The organism is Sphingobacterium thalpophilum (assembly GCF_038396785.1).
In the GTDB taxonomy this organism is placed as follows: domain Bacteria; phylum Bacteroidota; class Bacteroidia; order Sphingobacteriales; family Sphingobacteriaceae; genus Sphingobacterium; species Sphingobacterium thalpophilum_A.
The window spans coordinates 1,555,371-1,573,860 of record NZ_CP151087.1; the positions used below are offsets into that span (position 1 = coordinate 1,555,371).

Here is an 18,490-nt window from a genome sequence, read left to right on the forward strand (position 1 = left end):
TTCTTTTTCTATTTCCCATAAATATGACAATAAAATTGGAAAATGGTTTTAGTAGCACTAACTTTAGCCTAAAATCTAAATACAGGCAATGAGTCTATCGTTCAATTTATAAACCAACAGCATTTGACCTGCGCATTGTTATTGGATAAATGGTCTGCCAATCGGTAGCGCGATGACAAATTTAACGGTATCCCCTATAGCCTAAGGTGCATAAGAGTATCCATAACATTGCAACGAACGAAACCAAGTGTAAAGTAGAGTTTTACACCAAAGAATGTACTGAACAAATAATTATCTGAATGAAAAATACAATTTCGTACCTAACTTTGGCGCTTTTAAGCGCAAGCCAGTTACATGCTCAAACCGCTGCCGACTCGGCTTATGTTAGAGATCATTATGAAAAGACTGAAGTAGCAATCCCCATGCGAGATGGGAAAAAATTATTTACTGCGATCTACAGTCCAAAAGACAAATCGAAGAAATATCCAGTTTTGCTCAATAGAACGCCCTACACGGTTTCTCCTTATGGACAAAACGAATACAAAAAAAGCCTGGGCAACTTTCCGACGATGATGCGTGAAGGCTATATTTTCGTCTACCAAGATGTGCGGGGCAAGTGGATGAGCGAAGGTGAATTTGAAGATGTACGTCCGACCACCTACAGCAAAGACAAAAAAGCCATCGATGAAAGTACAGATACCTATGATGCGCTTGAATGGCTACAGAAAAATCTCAAAAACTATAATGGCAAAGCCGGACTCTATGGGATCTCCTATCCAGGCTTCTATTCTACCGTTGGATTGGTCAAAACGCACCCGAGCTTGAAAGCGGTCTCCCCACAAGCTCCGGTAACAGACTGGTATATCGGCGATGACTTCCACCATAATGGCGTACTGTTTCTTCAGGATGCATTCACCTTCATGTCAACCTTTGGTGTCCCGCGTCCAAAACCCATCACCCCAGATCAATTCAAGAGCAAAATTCAGATTAAAGAAGCCGATAAATACAGCTTCTTTTTAGAAGCCGGAACAGCACGGGAACTGAAGGAAAAGTATTTTGGTGACTCCGTACAGTTTTGGAATGACCTGTTTAAACATCCCGACTATGATGATTTTTGGAAGTCGCGTGTGATCACCAATTCTTTACAGGAGGTAAAACCAGCGGTGATGGTCGTCGGTGGTTTCTTTGACGCGGAAGATGCTTATGGAACATTTAAGACCTATCAATCGATTGAGGATAAAAGCAAAAAAAACAACTCGATTTTAGTCGCGGGACCTTGGTATCATGGCGGCTGGGTTCGTGCAGAAGGAAACTATTTAGGTGATATCCAATTTGAGAAAAAAACCAGCGTTACCTATCAGGAACAATTTGAACAGCCTTTTTTCAAATATTATCTAAAAGATGAAGGGAACTTCGTACCATCGGAAGCGAACATTTTTGTCTCTGGAAGCAATGAATGGAAACATTTCGAACAATGGCCACCCAAAAATGTAGAAACAAAAAAACTATACTTCCAACCTCAGGGGAAACTTGGATTTGACAAAGTTCAACGTACAGATTCTTGGGATGAATATGTCACTGACCCCAATAAACCGGTTCCGCACCAGGGTGGGCTAATCCAAAACCGAACGCGGGAGTATATGGTAGATGATCAGCGTTTCGCCGCTAGTCGCCCTGATGTCATGGTTTATCAAACGGAACCGTTGACAGAAGACCTGACTATAGTTGGCCCCATCAAAAATTTCCTTAAGGTTTCTTCAACAGGTACAGATGCAGATTATGTTGTCAAACTGATTGATGTTTACCCGAACGATGCAGCAAGTTATCAAGGAAAAACAATGGCTGGATACCAGATGATGGTACGTGGTGAGATCATGGCCGGGAAATACCGAAATGGTTTTGAAAAAGCGCAGGCCCTGACTCCAGGAATGGTCGAAAAGGTGAATTTTGAAATGCCAGATGTTGCGCATACGTTCAAAAAAGGACATCGCATTATGGTTCAGGTACAAAACTCCTGGTTTCCGCTGGCAGAACGAAATCCACAGGTGTTTTTAGCGCCTTATACAGCTACCAAAGCTGACTTCCGTAAAGCCACACAACGTATTTTTCACGATGTGAACAATGCCACGTACATCGAATTTTCTGTCCTCAAAGATTAACAGTTAAATTTGAATAATAGCGTTTAAGAGCGAATTGAATAAGGCTACATCAGCTAAACAGCTGTGCCTGATGTAGCCTTATCTTTAATCTTCCGCTACATACTTATCTTCCCCGGCCTTCCATCCTGCAAACAGTAAAAGTACGATACTGCCCGCTAAAAAATAGAAGGAGTAATTCCAGGTAGCATCTATTTCGTGCAGCTTACCGAATACCGGCGGGCCAAAAGCTGCAATCAGATAACCAACAGACTGGGCCATGCCCGATATTTTAATCGCATTCGCCGTTGACCTCGCCCGCAGGGTAAAGAAAAGAATAGACAAACTGAAAGAAAGTCCATTGGAAAGTCCCAACAATATGGCGGCAACATAAATTCCCTGAAGTTTGTAATGCCAAAATATAAAGATACTTCCAAACATGCCTATCGCAACAGCCGCTGCCATTAGACGCTGATCCTTCATCCGATGTGCCAAAATAGGCCCAATAAACATTATGGGAATCATGGCAATTTGGATCAAAAAAAGCAACCAGCCCGTATCCTCCGCTGGCATACCATAATCGACCAATACTTTAGGTAACCAAGAAATCAAACTGTAGTAAATTAAGGACTGAATACCCATAAATAAGCTGATATACCAGGCTAATCTTGACCTAAAGATATGCCCGATTCCACTTGTCGCCGGTCTATTTTCTGTGATACCCTGTGCTTTCTTTCGGCTTAAAGCATCAAAGAACACAACAATAAGGGATAACAAGGCTAAAATTACCCAAACGCCCAAGGAACCCTGCCACCCAAAACCAGTCCATTCGCCCAATCGTAAGCTAAAACCCGAAGCAAAAGCTGCGGTCAGATTCATTGCTACGGCAAAAATGCCTGTCATCAGTCCAATCTGCTTTGGAAAATTAGTTTTTATATAACCGGGTGTAACGACATTGCCCACACAGATCCCAAGTCCGATTAAAAAAGACCCCGCAAACAGCATTGGCATATTGCCCCAGACCCGAAGCACAATCCCTACACTCAATAGCATTAAACCAAACAATAAAAAACGATGCATGCCCAGTTTATGCGAATATCGACTTACTGCGACAGAACAGCTCGCAAACATAAAAAGGGGAATTGCCGTCAATAGGCTGCTTTGAAAGCTATTTAATTGTAAATCTTCACTGATTTGCCCCAGTACAGGGCCAACGGCTGTAATTGGCGACCGCAGATTGGTTGAGACCATAACAACAACTAATATGGATAACCAGGTCCAAGAAATAGCTGTGGATACTTTTATATTTTCTTTCATAATAAAATCGCGCTATACATGTAATGATCGTTCGCAAAGATATACCTGAAATTTTAATTAAATTTGCCATTAATTTAATTTAAAACGACATGGATCAAACAAATCATACATTGACAATTGAACGCATTCAGAAATCAACCTTTGTCTGGTTTGAAGAAAACTGGATACACGACAACGAGCTGCACAGTCATCGCAAAGGCCAGTTGATTTATGTCGAACAGGGTTTCCAATACCTTACCGTCGCAGGAAAAATGTATTTACTCCCCCAAAATCACGTTGCCTGGATTCCCTCTGGTGCATTACACAAGACCAACACGCACTCTGAGCGCATCAAGCTTATGGTACTTTTTTTTGATACCCCACAATTTGACAGCGTACAAGACCAGTTGTTTTTCAGTCAGGTGCAGCTATTTTCTGCGCCTAAAGTATTACGGGAAATGATTTTGTATTGTGAAAAATGGTCGAAATTGGTTGAAGAAGATAAACATGAAAAAGTTTTCTTGGGTGCTTTACTCCATGAACTCCCCTATTTCGCCGCACAATTGCTCCAACTTGGGATCACCCTTCCTCAGGAGAATAGACTTCAAGCCGTCTTAAATCACCTACATGACCATTACACAGAAGCCTGCACCTTAGACGAGATTGCCCTGTTGTCCAATCTTTCGCTCCGAACTATTGAGCGCCTTTTTAAAAAGGAAACCGGAATGACACTTGCAAAATATCAGCAGTTACTTCGCATTATCAAGAGTTTGGAGCTTTTGAGCACAAAACAATTCACCATCTCTCAAATTGCGTATAAAGTCGGTTATAAAAGCGTCCAAGCATTTACCAATAGCTTTTATGCGGTGATGAAATATAGACCTTCGCACTTCATGGCGGGCTAGTTTTGGCGTATCCACAGGTAATTTTGTAGCTATTCAGCTACAAAATTTAGGACGTTTAAAAAAAATAGTAACGAATATTTGCACAGGTGTAATATTTACACTATCTTTGTATCATCATAATTTAGGTTTATAATTGGTTATTTAAGGTTTTCATTCTCCCCGTTTGAAAACCTTTTTTTATTTATTTTCACCGTCCCTCAAATCATTTCGCTACTCCGCAAACGTAATAATTTCCCTTTTAGACCCAAACAAAAGCAGCTGATCGCATGTTCTCAAAAAATAGCGTTCAAATTAATTCTCAAAAAATTCAAGATATTCTTTAACAATACTGTATTTTTAACGAATATATTCGGATGAGAAAGGTCACGCGAATAGAAAAGAGTTCAAATATTATATTGAAAAAATAATCTAAACATATATGGCAGAACATGGGGATTTGCAAATCGCAATACTAATCGATGCGGACAATGTATCTTATCGAAAGATCGAAGAGATTTTGAATGAAGTCAAAAGATATGGAATTCCGACCATCAAACGCATCTACGGAGACTGGACCAACCCATATGTTGAAAAATGGAAGGATAAACTCCTTACCCATGCAATTACCCCCATACAACAATACAGTTATACACAAGGCAAAAATTCTACTGACTCGGCATTAATTATTGATGCCATGGATATTCTGCATTCAGACCGAGTTGATGGGTTTTGTATTGTATCCAGCGACAGCGATTTCACCCGACTGGCTACACGTCTTCGAGAATCCGGTAAACTGGTCATCGGTATCGGCGAGAAAAAGACCCCCAAACCCTTTATTGCCTCCTGCGACAAGTTCATCTACGTCGAAATTTTTGAGAAAAATCAAAAGAAAGAAACGGTCGCAAAGAAAAAGCAACAAAATCAGCCCAAACCTGCTCCCGTTGACAATCCAACAAGTATTGCCGTATTGGACGAGGAGACTTTGGAACTTTTAAAGGACACGGTGGATGATACTGCAGATGAAAATGGCTGGGCATTCCTGGGTGAGATCGGAAGTCTTTTCAACAAAAGAAAGCCTGATTTTGATGCGCGCAACTATGGATACGACAAAATGTCTCATCTTTTCAAAGCTTACAAAGAAGATTTTGAAATTGAGGAACGAAACACCGACAAATCGCGCATAAAACACTATTACATCCGTAATATTATTAAACGGCCTTTAGCAATGGCCAGCCCAGCTACAGCAGTGGACACCGAGCACAAAACTCCTGCTACTCCTACTCCTTCCGTACCCTCTACAGAAACTACGGAAAAAACTGCAAATCAAAACACCAGAAAGAAAGGGCGGCAAGATAAGAAACGTCAGGATAAAACAAACTCTGAGCCGATACAAAACGAGGCTCCAAAAGTTCAGGAAATTCAGGAACAAAAAACAGAAACGCCCCCCCCTACAGCTGACACTCCGCCCACGAACATGTTGTTTCCTTCTGAAGGTAACAAGATCACTACAGATGACGTAAAAAAATCGCAAATACGGATAACAAAAGAATTTAAACCCCTATTCCCAACCAAATCCCAAAAATTAAGGATTATGATCAACGCTGGAGAATATGAATGTAATTTTACCTATCGCGGCAGAGGGTTTCATGTGCTTAAATTAGGAAAAGATGCGGCGACCAAACTTGGCCTTTCCGAGGGGATACAAATACAAATAGTCAGACTGAACGAAGTTAGCTTTAGCCTTCAAAATAAATCAGTTTAATATCATTCAGGGGAATTATCTTCTGTATCATACGATAATAGGACAACAATACATTGTCCTATTATCGTATTAAAGCCTTATGCAGGAGGTTTGTCGTATTGAAATAACAATTAGCGTCCACCAGCAAATTCCATCGTAAAATGGTAGTTCTCATCGATGGCCATTGGCTTACGATCCACTTTACGAAAATCGCGTGCTTCTTCAGTCCACAGGAAAGGGTAAAATGAAAAAACTTGATTGCCGCTCAGGAGTTTGACCTCTTCGCTCCAGTCTTTCCATTTAAATGTTTCGTAAAACTGTCTAATATCCCCTTTCAATGCCCAAAAAACAAAATCTGAATAACCACATTCCAAACTTTCCCATTGTAAGGTATCTTGTGCGAAATAATAGACCTGTCCAATAGCATCTCCCAGCGCACCGGCATTAATAGCGAAATAACCACCTAGAACATCGTCTGCAATCAGCAAAAAACCACCTTTTTCGCCTTCCTTGTCAAAACTTTTCCCTTTATTCCACTCCATGATCCCTCGGTCCAACTGCGACGAGCCAGAGCCTAAAATCCGCAACCAGCCCCCATCGATTAAAATACCACCAGTTTGATGAATAATGGCTCCCATAGGCGATTTTGTGGTAATTTGGGCCCTTAAAAGTTCCTCATCAGCCCGCTTAGGGTTTCGAGGAAGCACTTCATAAGCATTCGTCGCTTCTTTCATCCAACTTTCTACCAACTTCCATCCTGAATTACTTGTATCAATCAGTTCTTTTAGACTTTTCATTTCCTATGTGTTTTATGCAGCGACCAGCTAGTCTACCGGTCGAATTCGAACGGCATCCAGCTATTCATCATGCCGAAATTACCATAATTCTTTATCGCATCCAAATTACGGCAGACCCAAGAGCAAATCGAAGAAAATATTCTTCGAAAACATACACCTGAAGATTAGGAACCTTGTGTCTATTTTAACTAATTTTAAGTCATGCAACATGAATTAGAAAAACTCAGATACCCTATAGGTCGCTTTGCGATACCCGATGTCATCGACAAATCCCTGTTGAATGACTGGATCAAAACAATTGCCGACTTTCCGGCCCGGTTAAAATCCGAAGTCGGCGATCTAACAGACGACGTACTGGAAAAACGCTACCGTCCCGAAGGCTGGACGATTCGTCAGGTCGTTCATCACTGCGCCGACAGCCACATGAACAGCTTTGTCCGTTTTAAATTAGCGCTCACAGAAGAAGACCCAACCATCAAATTATATGAGGAGAAATTGTGGGCCGAGCTTCCCGACGCAAAAAATATTCCAATAGAAAGCTCGATCAAATTGCTCGAAGGTCTACATGAACGCTGGGTTATTTTGTTGAAAAGTTTAACTGGCGAACAGCTTGAAAGAGGTTTTATTCATCCTGCGACCAAAAGGTTGATTTCTTTAAAGATCAATATTGGCCTCTATGCCTGGCATTGCAATCACCACCTGATGCACATTGTCAACGCCAAAAACCATTGATGGGCATCACATATCGCAATGATCATTTCACTTACAGTCAACAGATCATTGCGATAAATTTACTTTATTGCCGTCACCTTACGATAATGACATCGCCCATATAAAGGCCAACAAGCCAGCGGCGACCAGTCCAATAACACCCGATACCACAAAGGATAGGAAATAATATCCTACCGTCCGTGTCTGCTTCTTTATACGATGAACAATGCCTGCAGATAACGTATAAAGTGTTCCAAATCCAAAAAAAACAATCAGGATCAAGTCGATCAGAATGCCACTAAAATCTATATTTGCTGATGATAACATAATTTACTTTTTCTTTTTAAACAGTTTGCCAAAAAAGGACGAGCTAGCACCTGGGTCTTCAGACTGATTATCCCATTGCAATAAATCCAGTTCGATATCCAGTTCATTGTTTTTTGCAAAATCAAGCCAATGGACATATTTTTCCTGATTTCTAAATGTAGGATCATTCTTGTAATAATCCAATAAGCGAGCAGTGGCACTTTCGTAAACACCATAGTCGTTGGCTCGTTCAAAATAGTGGATCGCCTTTTTACTGTCCTTTTTAAATTTAAGTCCCTGATCATAGAGTAATCCATAATAAATATTGGAATAACTATTTTCTTTATCCCTTTTCAAATAAACCAATAGACGATCGTAATCCTCCAAACTGTAATAGATAGAAGCTATATTGCTATTGTTCTCAACTAATTTTAATTCAGCTTTCTGATAATAGCTGAGGGCTTTTTCCAGATCTTCTTCGACATAGGTTCCACTTGAATAAAAGTAGCCTAAATTGGACAAAGCATAGCCATTACCCAACTCTGCTCCTTTCATGTAGGCATTAAATGACTTTTCCAGGTCTTTTTTATAGCCGATGCCATACTGAAAGAGGTAGCCGATTGCATTCCATGCAGCGGAATAATCTTTTTGGGCCGCTTGTTCATAATATTGAATTCCTTTGTCCAAATCTAAAAAAGGATTGTCTTCGCTATCAGTATCCGTATAGATATTCCCCAATTCATGCATGCTGCTTTCATTATTCTGGTCAGCAGAAAAGGTAAAATAGCGTATCGCCATTTCGACATCGCCTTGTCGGCAACAGTCCAAGGCCATATGATATAGCGTATAACCATCATAACTGGATTCAAAATTATCGCCCTTCGCAGCCTTCCACCCTTCAAAAAAACGATTACATATTTCAAAATCTTCCCCAGACAATTGATCCAGCTTCTTCAGAAACTGACCATATTGATCTTCCTGAATTACTTCCACACCATCGTAGCCCTTTTTATACAACAGGTCACCTTGCAATAACATCAGATCCTGATAGTGATTAACGCTTGCACAAACATAATCGTAGGCGGAACTGAGCGTCCTTTCCACTGCGTCAAAATAGTAATATCTTCCCGCATGGTCTTTCAGAATAAAATAATCCATCACAGCAGCATATACAATTTTCACATAGTGCGTTGAGAGCGGGACCAGCCACACCTTTTCAGCAGCCTGATAAATTCCCCTCCCGGTTGCTGTTTCGATAATATAGCAATCCCAGGCGCCATTACCAAAATCAGTCCCCCCTTGAATGGACCGAATTGCCAAATCTTGCAGTACAAAGGCGCGGGCTTCCAGGTCATACAAACGGATGCCGCCGGAATCAGCAAAAAATAATGCGCTTCGGCCATTTCCGGCATTGAGTACAGCAACATCTTTGACCAAGATAGTTCCATCGGGAGACAAAACTGATTTTTTCTTTTTATTATTCAAATTGACTGCATAAAAATCAAACAGTAATTCGCTCAGTGCACTACTGGCAAAAGCGCCAAGCAAAATACCGCTATTGGAATAATAATGACGCAGTTTATTTCCCCCAATCTCTTGATAGATAAATCCATCATAATCAATTTCAAACGGTTTGTCCGCACCGGCAGCATTGAACAGCTGGCCTTGAGCATCGATGATATAATATTGCTGATCTTTCTTCCCCTGATAATAACCGTAAGCAAAATCCTCGAGTTCATCATATTCAAGTGGTATGATTATTTCTCCGTTCCCGACGTTGATTAATCCATATTTTTTAGCTAAGCTCACCTTACCAACCGTTGATCCGGTTCCATATTGGGCTGGCGCCGCCGATGAATAAACACAGGAAATAGCTTCTTCTCCACCCCTATTCAAATAACCGAACAGCTCATTTTTCTGTATGACTGCGATCCCTTCACACTCAAAAGTACCAATTTCCTGATAGCTAGCTTCGACCTTCACCTCCCCTTTTGCATTGCGTATCCCCCAAAGCCCCTGATCTTCAAAAAATTGATTATCCAGACGATCAATCGCGTCTCTATTCCACCAGCCTAAGCCATAGTTGCTCCATTCCAGTTCGAGCATCGCTAAAAAAGAAGTATAACCAGCAGACACCAAAATAAACTCAAGCTCAGCTAAGGATTGTTTTTCGATTGCTTTTTCATAGAGCAAATTCTTCTCAAGGATTTCAATTGCAAAATCTTTGGCCTGTTGGCTATGTTTAACATCGCTCATGTTAAATACATCACTTGCGTTCAGCTGGAAATAATCGAAGGGTAAACCGTCCAAAAAATCGAACAGTTTCCCGATAGCTGCCATGGCCAGCAAATCGGAATTTAACCCATATTCATGAATGAGCAAATCATACAACGCACGAAGCTTTCTGACTCCCGGTTCCTTTTCGGAGTAAACTAAGATACCTTTTGCTTTCGGATTAGCAGCAAATAGGGGTAAAAAAAGGGGTGGAATCACATAGTTCCATTCTCCTAAATAATGAGGGAAGTAATCTTGATCCTTCTTATCTGTATTGTAAATATATATGCGATGAGCCATTTTCTATGCAATTTCCTTACTATTGATCAATTTCAACAGCATTTTCTTTAGCAAAATTGAACCAAAATCCGTATTTATCCGCATCTGAAGCCGCTCCATGCGCTTCATAGAGTTGTAGCAAACGATTAACGGCATAGGCGTACACGCTATTTTCATTGGCTTTTTCATAGTAGCGGATCGCTTTTTGTAAGTTTTGCTTTACACCAAAGCCTTCCTCATAAAGAATCCCATAATAAATAGCAGAAAATTGATTGGTTGTATCCTTTTTCAAATAACGCAATAAGTTCGCATAATCTTGCCCTTGATAGTAGATTTCTGCGATTTGAGCATCATTATAAATCCCCGCTTTCTCTGCTTGTTTAAAATAATCTAGGGCCAAGGCATAATCTTGTTCCACATATTCACCCTCGTAATACCAGTTACCCAGGTTGCTCATGGCCTGCGCTTCCCCCAGCGCAGCAGACTTTTGATAGGCCTTTAAGGCTTTAGATACATCAAAAGCTACACCATGGCCTGTGGCATATAAAAATCCCCAATTGTTCCATGCCTGCGCATGATCCTGAGCCATGGCCTTTTCATAAAAAGACTTTCCTTTTTCGATGTCCATCCCCTCATAGTCATCATCCGTAAAGATGTTTCCAAGCAGATATTGACAGTCCGCACTACCCCGATCTGCTCCGATGCTGAACAGTCGAATGGCATCTGAAATCTTTCCCTCCGCTTCCAGCTTCTTACCATTTTCCAACAGCGTTTCATTGTCAAAATACTGTTCGTAGCCGTCGCCCTTACGCCTGATCCACGCCTGATAGAACTGTACAAAATAGCTTTGATCGCGCCCCCGGAGCTGGTATCGCTCGGAATACAAATAGCCATATGCTGTTTCGGGAATCTCGACAACATTTCGATTTAAATCCAAATTAAACAACTTATCCCCTTTGAATAAAAGCAACAGTTCACCTTCGGCCGCTTCTGGTCTTGGGTAATGAAAAGGCGAACAAATATAATCATACAGCGCACTACGGACGTTAAGCTTCGTATCGAAGCAGTACATACCCTGTGCACAGTGTATGCGCATAAAATCCAAAAAAGCAATGTTCGATTTTTTGATAGGCAATAGCAGGTTCAAGTAACCATTCCCCTCGATGAGCATCATAAATCCCCTGTCCTTGGGCACAACCAACGACAAAGATATCTTTACGGTACTGCTGTATATGATCGACTAGAACCTGATCAATCGTTAAATCAGCCAATCGGAATAAGCCCTGTTCAAGCGAATAGATCTGCCATTTTTTATTTTTGAGATACGCAATACTTCGATAGTCGTCCAACACTATAATCCGGTCAATTCCTTCATCCAAAATATTACCATCGGGTTGAATGACGGCAATTTTTGACTGTAGCTTATTGGGTTTAATCCAAAAATAGCGATTGGCTAGCGGCTCCAGGCTACCTTCCAAAAAGGTCCCTAAAAACTGACCATCCATTAGGTAATACTTCCTTTTTATCGTTCCTTTTTGCCGGCTATAGAACAACTTGTTATAGTCAAACATAAACGACTCGGCTGCGGGATCTGAAATAATCGATCGTCCTTCAGCCGAAAGGAGCATGTGGCTATCCCCCTGTCTTGCATTTAAAAAGCCATAGGCGATCCAGTCGAGTTCATCATATAATGCAGGTATGCTCAGCTGTTTGGTATCAATATGCAATACCCCACGTTTCCCTGCCACTTCCACTTCAGCGTAATTGTTCCCATTGATATGCCGGGCATCAAAAGCCTCCACATATTGACAGGGAATTAGTATAGTGCCACTCGTATCAATATAACCAAAAAGGCCATCGCGTTCAACAACGGCGATCCCCTGTTCATTGAATTCGAATATTTCATCGTAAATCGCCTCAACCAAAATATCCCCCTTGGCATTTTTTAGCCCCTGCTTTCCTACTGCTTCAAAAACCTCAGGCTCTGGCCCTTTCAGAACGTCTTCTTCCCATAAACCCAATCCATAATCAATCCAATCGGTTTGAAGGGCATCTAAAAAGGAAGTATATCCAGACGCTTTCACAAGCGGGTCCAGCGGATCTAAGGACTGTTCTTCGACAGCTTGTTCAAACAATAAGGCTTGCATTTTAATTTCTTCCACCCAATCTTTGGCTTGCTCCACATCTTTTTCCGCATTCATGGTAAAAACATCGCGTCCATCGATCTGCAAGGTATCAAAAGGTAGCGCTTCCAAAAATTCAAACATGTTGTTGACAGGCTCATAATAGCTTTTTTTATAATGCAATTGATACCTATCAGCCAACAACGCATAAAAATAGCGAAGTCTTGCGATCCCATCTTCCTTGTTGGCATAAAGCTGAGAACCTTTGGAACGGATATTGGCGGAAAATAATGGCCGCATGAGGATGGGAATTTCATAATTCCATTCAGCCAGGTAAGTGGGATATGTTTCTTTGGTCCTGAGATTTACATTATAAATATAAATACGATGTGCCATACTTTATTTCTTCTGTTTTTTGTTGTATCACATTGATCCGTTCCATACGACAAGAATCATGCGAATGCCGTAAAAATACCGTATTTATCGATTTTTTCGATTAGCGGAAAACAGGGATTTTTTTCTCCCCCTATTTTCGGCAACTTTGGATTGGATTTTGTAACAGAAAGAACAATGAATCATTTCAAATACAGTTATTATAGCAGTGCATTAGCACTCCTCGCGTTACAAATCGCTTGTCAGGAAAAACCAAAACAAGTCGAAGCACCTGTAAGCTCAAGCAAGGCCATGGAAAAAGCTGTCGAGGATACTGCCCCAAAAAAAAGTATCTCGTTAAAAACTTCCAAACTGGATAGCATTGACCAAGCAAATGCACAAAGCGTACTGGAATCTGACGAAATCACCAAAGCTTATGTAAACTTAAGTGCTCGAGACAGTATGATCCGCTTACATGCCAATATACGTATCGATCATCGCTTCTTTGGATACGAAGAGGCAGATCATCAGGCTACGAAGTTGCTTTTGTTTTCCATCTTTACAAATGATGTGGAACACAATCCATTTCAACTCAAATTGGGTGCATACTATGATACCTCCGACTTAGAAAGTAAAGGTTTAAAACTAAAATATGCTGGCCTAAAGGGCGACTTTGTAGCAGCGAAAATCATAGACGCCACCGATACACCGGTAGGCACCGTCTACTTCGAAAGAAAATGTGTTGAGATTGAATAACAAAAACCGTTTCTCAATCTATATGTTTATGAGTAACAACAGTAATTGCGAAAAATAACGATGAAGGTAATCTTAAAGACTATGTTTCTGTCCTGCATGGTATTGTTTTTCAGCTGCCAGCAAAAGAATGGAGCTAAAAAATCAGCTGCCGCATTCAGCAGCACCGCCAGCATAGACTCCATAAAGAAACAAAAAGAGCTAACATCCATATCCGATGATAACCTTTCGCTCTTTAAGCAGCTGTATCCTATTGCTATTCTTCGACCGGAAAGCAACGATAGTTTTAAGAAGTATGGCATCGAATTCTCAGGAATATGTTATGCATGCGATCTTGCAGAAATCAAAATTAATAAAAAACAACTGCTTTTGGTCAATGTCTGTGATTCCAATGAAATCTATCAAATCAAAGATTTCACCTATAATTTTCGTGACAGCGGCCTCACGATTAAGACTAAAAATAATGAGTTTTACTTCAAGAAAATAGAAAAAGAGCCCATTTTCGAATTAAAAATCAAGGGGGATTCTCTTTTGTTAAAAAATAAACGTGTCGCAAAATACTACACGCAGAAAGCTTTAGTCGATCAGTTCGAAGTCCATGATTGTGGTGATTTTCAGGGTTAGCCCAAACGCGACTCAGCTTGAATTAGTGCATTAAGACAGCGCTGCACCGGACATTAACGTAAGATCTTAAAAAGACCAGACAGCAATGAAAGCAGGCAGAAGCCAATTTCATGGTTGCCTGCTCCGTTCGTTAGACCTATACTTCAAAATAAAAGCCCGATTCAGTAAGTTCTTTATATTTTACCCTGTCAAAACTATAGATCTTTGCAGCCCTGGCACGCCGGTCTTTTTGCTTATCGCTGTGGTCGATCAATAAACCCATGCTGAGAATTTTTTTTCGAAAATTCCCACGGTCAATTGACCGCTGCAGAACGGTTTCATACAAATTGTGTAAATCGGGCAACGTAAACTGTTTGGGCAAGAGCTCAAAACCGATTGGTTGATAACGAATTTTACCCCTGAGCCGTTGTATGGCGGTGTTCAAGATCTGTTTATGGTCAAAAGCGAGATCCAACTTTTCGTCAATACCAAACCATTGCACCGCATCGATATCAACCCCTGCTTCCAACGTATAAGCATCGGGCCTGACAAGTGCATAATAGGCAATACTAATGACTCTTCCGCGCGGATCACGAGCTAAGTTTGAAAATGTATAAAGCTGTTCGAGGAAAATATCTTTGAGACCGGCCTCCTCCTGCAGTTTACGAAGCGCACAGTCGTCGGCGTTCTCATCTTCCTGAATAAAACCGCCAGGAAATGCCCATTTTCCCAAGAAAGGCTCTATTGCCCGTTTGGTCAATAATACCTTAAGCTGGTTTTTATCAAAGCCGAAGATTACACAGTCAACCGTAACAGCAGGTCTTGGGTAATCATATGTGTATTTTTTTTCGGAGGCTGTCATCTGCTACAAAGTTACTTCGGTTGACAATTTGATCTGGATTCCATACTTCTCCTTTAAAGCCTCAAACTGCTGTAAAGTCTGCGCTTCAAATCCAGCGATGGGCGACATACAGTCGATCAATAAGGTGATTCGTGACGTAATCGCTCGATCTTGTTCAAAATATTCCAAAATCTGCACGGTTGATGCTAAAACACAATGACTGGAAGCTTCACCGGCGATGTATATCGCATCGTAATCGCGAATTGCATCGAGCACAGCATGATTTACGAATTTATTATCGTCATATTCCGCTTTGATAATACCGTACATTTCCGTATTTGGATCTTGCCCCTTATAAACCAATATCGGTTTGACCTGACGTGCTGCACTGTGAAAATAAAGCATATTGGTAAATTGACTCTCCAGCTGCGCCCCCGAAGTCCCTTCCAGACAATGGTATGGCCAGATACACAATTGTTTTTTTCCCTCAGCTTCCAAATGCTGGAGATAATCCAGCGCTAAGGCCGTATGGTCATTCGCAGCACGCCAGATACCATCGCAGACATCGGCATGGCGAATAATGGTGAATGGCTCCGGATGATTTCCCGCACTGTCAAGCCACCAATCGGCATGGAAAATCTGCCTTATCGAGTGGCAATCGAGACTACACATGACTTGCGTTAAGGCCTCAATATTACGGTACATCCACTGCGTCAGACGTTGTACATCGGCCTTTGAACCGTTGACGGCAAGACTACCGATGGATTCCATAAAATCATTTTGGACATCGATCGCCAATAGCAAGGTTCGTTTTTTATCCAAGGCTGCTGGTTGTATATTTTCTTCCTGTGCCAACATCAACATGTTTGGAATATTATCCTTTTTGCCGCTGGCAATCTGTTGGACATCTACAATCTGATCAAATTGTGTTTTTATGTTATTCAGTTTCATAACATCTATATTTATTTCAACGCAGCCTTCATTTCGCAGAACGATGAAGCCATTAAAGCCTTCTTCCAGTGAAAAATCATCTTCACTATAGTACTTTTTTGTCCCTTGTTGCCTGTTATGAAGTGCTTGCGTCGACTTCTCGAACCATTTAAAATTAACCTTTGAATGTAGGCACCGCTGCAAACTTGTGGGCAGATTGTTGTATACGTTTACGAATAATTTCGTCTATAACCGGATGGCCCGATGTACCTTTTAAAATAAACCCATCGATTTGCGCATAGGTCATACCCAATTCCTCTTCATCGGTCTGCCCCTCCCAAAGACCAGCAGATGGACTTTTATACTGAATAGATTCGGGCACCCCCAAATATTTGGCTAAGGTATATACTTCCTGTTTGGTAACCATTGCCAGCGGGTTCAGATCATAGGCACCATCGCCCCACTTCGTAAAATAACCTACAGTAGCTTCGGCCATATTCCCCGTACCAATAACAAATCTACTACCCAATTGTGCTAATTGATACAAATACGTCATACGAACACGTGGACGAATATTAGCAAGGCTCAAAGCGCGGTTAGTGGCGGTAGCTTCTGCGACAAACTTTTCTTGATGAATGGCCAACGCATCCACCGCGGGTTGAATGTCAAATACATGAAATGGAAAATCAAATTTCTGAATAAGCTCCATGGCATGTTGATGGCTTTTACTTTTGTTCATATCACTGCCATACGGCATCAACACCAAGTGGACATCCACCTGTGCCAGCCGGCATAGGCAAGCGACAACACTGCAGTCTATTCCACCACTCATACCCAATACAAGTCCTTTGCGGTCGGCCGATTTCACCTGTTGGGCAATCCAGGATGCCATCAATTGTGCATACTGTGCAACGTTTTCATCCTGGATGAAAAACGGTTTGTTTACGCTATTTTCCATATACTCGAATTGTTTCAGTTCTTAATCTATTCCTTATTTCTTCAAAACGCGTTGTGCGTATAAATTCGCCATTCAGATAACATGTTTCCAGCAGATTTCGTTCACCCAGATCGGCGACCGTTTGCGGTGTAAGATCGTCTATCAAACGAAAATCGTCATTTTCAAAGACCACAGCGACCATCCCCTTTTGCGACTTTTTAAAGTTGCCAGTATCTGTAGCGGGACGTTTCTGTATCGCTTTAAACTCACCATTGACAATCTCAGCCGTCCCTTTTAACGCAAAGCCAAAGGTATCCCGTGTCACATACTGATAGGTATACGAACCTATGCCCAATATGGTATTCGTCGAGGCAAAACCCTTATCCAGCAAACCTTGACAGATCTTATCCGCTCGATCGACTGTAATGGAATCACCGTACACTACGCCAATATGGGGATCCAGCTCCTTAAAGCCTTTGCTGTTGGTCGTACCACCAAAAAGTTCAAACAAACGTTCGACGATACCTTTCTGCACAGTACTACGATCAGATGCAGCATCGCCACAGATAATCTTCACAGGATCGCCACTATCGGGACGAATAACAACCTTCCCCTCCCTAGCCATAATAAGATCTTTCAATTGCGGCAATACATTGTCAACTACATTCCAGAGGTCGTAGGTATCCGATACGATGGAGATATTTCCACTTGGATACACCGTTGTGATTAAATGTCGAAATGCTTCTACCTCGTCCTCTCCGTACGAACACATTACACTGTGCTCCGTCGATGGGGTGTACATCATTACATCACTTTTTGCATGATAGTAGGATTTCAGATACTCCCGAACAGACAATGTAGCAGAGACACCGAAGCTCAACAGATGTCCCCCAGCCGTACGATAAGCCGTTTCAGGAGAACCCATACCACGCATGGAAAAATCTCCGGCCTGCGTAAAGACTTTATTGACGTCGCCCGTTCTCTCGGCAAACCCCGTCAATAACCTTTTATAGCGATCTGCGATTGTCGCTGCAGTCATCGGTGACCAGATAAAAGCCGATAATTGTGTTTCCAGGTAACCCGGAAGCCAGAAAAAATCGGGATGTGTATTTTCAATCGTAAACATTGGTACGCCGACAGGAACCAAGCTTCCTTCCTGCAACGCATTTACCTTGATTGGAAGATACCCCAGCCGATGTAAGTCGCGAATATGTTTCGAATCATGCGTCGCCGCAAACTTCGCGTTTGTATTTTCAAAAACAGTTGCAATTGCCTCTTCGTAAGCCGCCACGACCTCTTCTTCCGGTTGAGCAAAAAAGTTTGCATCAAATGAATTGGTGATTTCGGCCAAGGCTCCCTGTAATCCAAAAAATACAACATGACTAATACCTTCTATGCGAGACATGCGTGGCGTCCAAGTCTCATAAACCCATTCCGTATGTGTTGGATATTGATCCTTATGACACAATTTATAACCATCTGTCCAAAGTATTGGATTCTTGCTCATT

At 41.5% G+C, this 18,490-nt stretch carries 16 protein-coding genes; 6 read left to right on the plus strand and 10 right to left on the minus strand.

Annotated features, from left to right (window positions below; all coding sequences use genetic code 11):
• Positions 1–299 precede the first annotated feature (299 nt).
• Positions 300–2,159 carry a CocE/NonD family hydrolase gene (locus AACH28_RS07165; RefSeq protein WP_341832592.1) on the plus strand — a complete coding sequence of 620 codons (1,860 nt, stop codon included), beginning with the start codon at positions 300–302 and terminating at the stop codon, positions 2,157–2,159.
• 84 nt (positions 2,160–2,243) lie between these two features.
• Here the strand turns inward: AACH28_RS07165 and AACH28_RS07170 are convergent, their stop codons facing one another.
• On the minus strand, positions 2,244–3,452 hold the full coding sequence (locus tag AACH28_RS07170; protein ID WP_341832593.1) for an MFS transporter: 1,209 nt from the start codon (positions 3,450–3,452) through the stop codon (positions 2,244–2,246).
• Between the two features lie 89 nt (positions 3,453–3,541).
• Here AACH28_RS07170 and AACH28_RS07175 point away from each other — a divergent pair, with 89 nt between their 5' ends.
• Positions 3,542–4,336 carry an AraC family transcriptional regulator gene (locus tag AACH28_RS07175; RefSeq protein ID WP_341832594.1) on the plus strand — a complete coding sequence of 265 codons (795 nt, stop codon included), beginning with the start codon at positions 3,542–3,544 and terminating at the stop codon, positions 4,334–4,336.
• 418 nt (positions 4,337–4,754) lie between these two features.
• Complete coding sequence (locus AACH28_RS07180) at positions 4,755–6,077, plus strand: NYN domain-containing protein (RefSeq protein ID WP_070569629.1); 1,323 nt, start codon at positions 4,755–4,757, stop codon at positions 6,075–6,077.
• 110 nt (positions 6,078–6,187) lie between these two features.
• On the opposite strand, the gene AACH28_RS07185 is transcribed toward AACH28_RS07180, so the two are convergent.
• Positions 6,188–6,853 carry a DUF2625 domain-containing protein gene (locus AACH28_RS07185; RefSeq protein WP_070569625.1) on the minus strand — a complete coding sequence of 222 codons (666 nt, stop codon included), beginning with the start codon at positions 6,851–6,853 and terminating at the stop codon, positions 6,188–6,190.
• A gap of 201 nt (positions 6,854–7,054) precedes the next feature.
• Between AACH28_RS07185 and AACH28_RS07190 the strand changes: the two genes are divergently transcribed.
• The gene (locus tag AACH28_RS07190; RefSeq protein WP_112374430.1) at positions 7,055–7,585 is read left to right on the plus strand and encodes a YfiT family bacillithiol transferase; all 531 of its coding nucleotides are present in this window, start codon (positions 7,055–7,057) and stop codon (positions 7,583–7,585) included.
• A 78-nt stretch (positions 7,586–7,663) separates the two neighbouring features.
• Here AACH28_RS07190 and AACH28_RS07195 read toward each other — a convergent pair whose 3' ends face one another.
• From AACH28_RS07195 to AACH28_RS07210, 4 genes are read right to left on the minus strand one after another with little or no spacing between them, the layout of a single operon-like run.
• The gene (locus tag AACH28_RS07195) at positions 7,664–7,891 is read right to left on the minus strand and encodes a hypothetical protein (RefSeq protein ID WP_341832595.1); all 228 of its coding nucleotides are present in this window, start codon (positions 7,889–7,891) and stop codon (positions 7,664–7,666) included.
• Positions 7,892–7,894: 3 nt separating this feature from the next.
• Positions 7,895–10,444: an SEL1-like repeat protein gene (locus AACH28_RS07200; RefSeq protein ID WP_341832596.1), complete on the minus strand. Its 2,550-nt coding sequence runs from the start codon at positions 10,442–10,444 to the stop codon at positions 7,895–7,897.
• 19 nt (positions 10,445–10,463) lie between these two features.
• Positions 10,464–11,519, minus strand: coding sequence for a tetratricopeptide repeat protein (locus AACH28_RS07205; protein ID WP_341832597.1), 1,056 nt, complete (start codon positions 11,517–11,519; stop codon positions 10,464–10,466).
• The gene (locus tag AACH28_RS07210) at positions 11,470–12,942 is read right to left on the minus strand and encodes a WG repeat-containing protein (RefSeq protein WP_341832598.1); all 1,473 of its coding nucleotides are present in this window, start codon (positions 12,940–12,942) and stop codon (positions 11,470–11,472) included. The genes AACH28_RS07205 and AACH28_RS07210 overlap by 50 nt, the downstream gene beginning before the upstream one ends.
• 174 nt (positions 12,943–13,116) lie before the next feature.
• Between AACH28_RS07210 and AACH28_RS07215 the strand changes: the two genes are divergently transcribed.
• Both AACH28_RS07215 and AACH28_RS07220 read left to right on the plus strand, forming a co-directional pair.
• Entirely contained in the window at positions 13,117–13,674 is a 558-nt protein-coding gene (locus AACH28_RS07215; RefSeq protein ID WP_341832599.1) for a hypothetical protein, read from the plus strand.
• Positions 13,675–13,734: 60 nt separating this feature from the next.
• Positions 13,735–14,295 carry a hypothetical protein gene (locus tag AACH28_RS07220; protein WP_341832600.1) on the plus strand — a complete coding sequence of 187 codons (561 nt, stop codon included), beginning with the start codon at positions 13,735–13,737 and terminating at the stop codon, positions 14,293–14,295.
• Between the two features lie 136 nt (positions 14,296–14,431).
• Here AACH28_RS07220 and AACH28_RS07225 read toward each other — a convergent pair whose 3' ends face one another.
• From AACH28_RS07225 to AACH28_RS07240, 4 genes are all read right to left on the minus strand, one after another.
• Positions 14,432–15,136: an NrtR DNA-binding winged helix domain-containing protein gene (locus AACH28_RS07225; RefSeq protein ID WP_201639418.1), complete on the minus strand. Its 705-nt coding sequence runs from the start codon at positions 15,134–15,136 to the stop codon at positions 14,432–14,434.
• A gap of 3 nt (positions 15,137–15,139) precedes the next feature.
• Entirely contained in the window at positions 15,140–16,066 is a 927-nt protein-coding gene (locus tag AACH28_RS07230; RefSeq protein ID WP_286769752.1) for a hypothetical protein, read from the minus strand.
• A gap of 154 nt (positions 16,067–16,220) precedes the next feature.
• On the minus strand, positions 16,221–17,003 hold the full coding sequence (gene nadE, locus AACH28_RS07235) for an NAD(+) synthase (protein ID WP_341832601.1): 783 nt from the start codon (positions 17,001–17,003) through the stop codon (positions 16,221–16,223).
• The gene (locus AACH28_RS07240; RefSeq protein ID WP_201649465.1) at positions 16,993–18,489 is read right to left on the minus strand and encodes a nicotinate phosphoribosyltransferase; all 1,497 of its coding nucleotides are present in this window, start codon (positions 18,487–18,489) and stop codon (positions 16,993–16,995) included. The genes nadE and AACH28_RS07240 overlap by 11 nt, the downstream gene beginning before the upstream one ends.
• Position 18,490: the final 1 nt, after the last annotated feature.

What these genes read in the sequence shown, in the direction of transcription:
- AACH28_RS07165 (WP_341832592.1), top strand. Translation starts at nt 300, where the DNA reads ATGAAAAATACAATTTCGTACCTAACTTTGGCGCTTTTAAGCGCAAGC.
- AACH28_RS07170 (WP_341832593.1), bottom strand. Translation starts at nt 3,452, where the DNA reads ATGAAAGAAAATATAAAAGTATCCACAGCTATTTCTTGGACCTGGTTA.
- AACH28_RS07175 (WP_341832594.1), top strand. Translation starts at nt 3,542, where the DNA reads ATGGATCAAACAAATCATACATTGACAATTGAACGCATTCAGAAATCA.
- AACH28_RS07180 (WP_070569629.1), top strand. Translation starts at nt 4,755, where the DNA reads ATGGCAGAACATGGGGATTTGCAAATCGCAATACTAATCGATGCGGAC.
- AACH28_RS07185 (WP_070569625.1), bottom strand. Translation starts at nt 6,853, where the DNA reads ATGAAAAGTCTAAAAGAACTGATTGATACAAGTAATTCAGGATGGAAG.
- AACH28_RS07190 (WP_112374430.1), top strand. Translation starts at nt 7,055, where the DNA reads ATGCAACATGAATTAGAAAAACTCAGATACCCTATAGGTCGCTTTGCG.
- AACH28_RS07195 (WP_341832595.1), bottom strand. Translation starts at nt 7,891, where the DNA reads ATGTTATCATCAGCAAATATAGATTTTAGTGGCATTCTGATCGACTTG.
- AACH28_RS07200 (WP_341832596.1), bottom strand. Translation starts at nt 10,444, where the DNA reads ATGGCTCATCGCATATATATTTACAATACAGATAAGAAGGATCAAGAT.
- AACH28_RS07205 (WP_341832597.1), bottom strand. Translation starts at nt 11,519, where the DNA reads ATGCGCATACACTGTGCACAGGGTATGTACTGCTTCGATACGAAGCTT.
- AACH28_RS07210 (WP_341832598.1), bottom strand. Translation starts at nt 12,942, where the DNA reads ATGGCACATCGTATTTATATTTATAATGTAAATCTCAGGACCAAAGAA.
- AACH28_RS07215 (WP_341832599.1), top strand. Translation starts at nt 13,117, where the DNA reads ATGAATCATTTCAAATACAGTTATTATAGCAGTGCATTAGCACTCCTC.
- AACH28_RS07220 (WP_341832600.1), top strand. Translation starts at nt 13,735, where the DNA reads ATGAAGGTAATCTTAAAGACTATGTTTCTGTCCTGCATGGTATTGTTT.
- AACH28_RS07225 (WP_201639418.1), bottom strand. Translation starts at nt 15,136, where the DNA reads ATGACAGCCTCCGAAAAAAAATACACATATGATTACCCAAGACCTGCT.
- AACH28_RS07230 (WP_286769752.1), bottom strand. Translation starts at nt 16,066, where the DNA reads ATGAAACTGAATAACATAAAAACACAATTTGATCAGATTGTAGATGTC.
- nadE (WP_341832601.1), bottom strand. Translation starts at nt 17,003, where the DNA reads ATGGAAAATAGCGTAAACAAACCGTTTTTCATCCAGGATGAAAACGTT.
- AACH28_RS07240 (WP_201649465.1), bottom strand. Translation starts at nt 18,489, where the DNA reads ATGAGCAAGAATCCAATACTTTGGACAGATGGTTATAAATTGTGTCAT.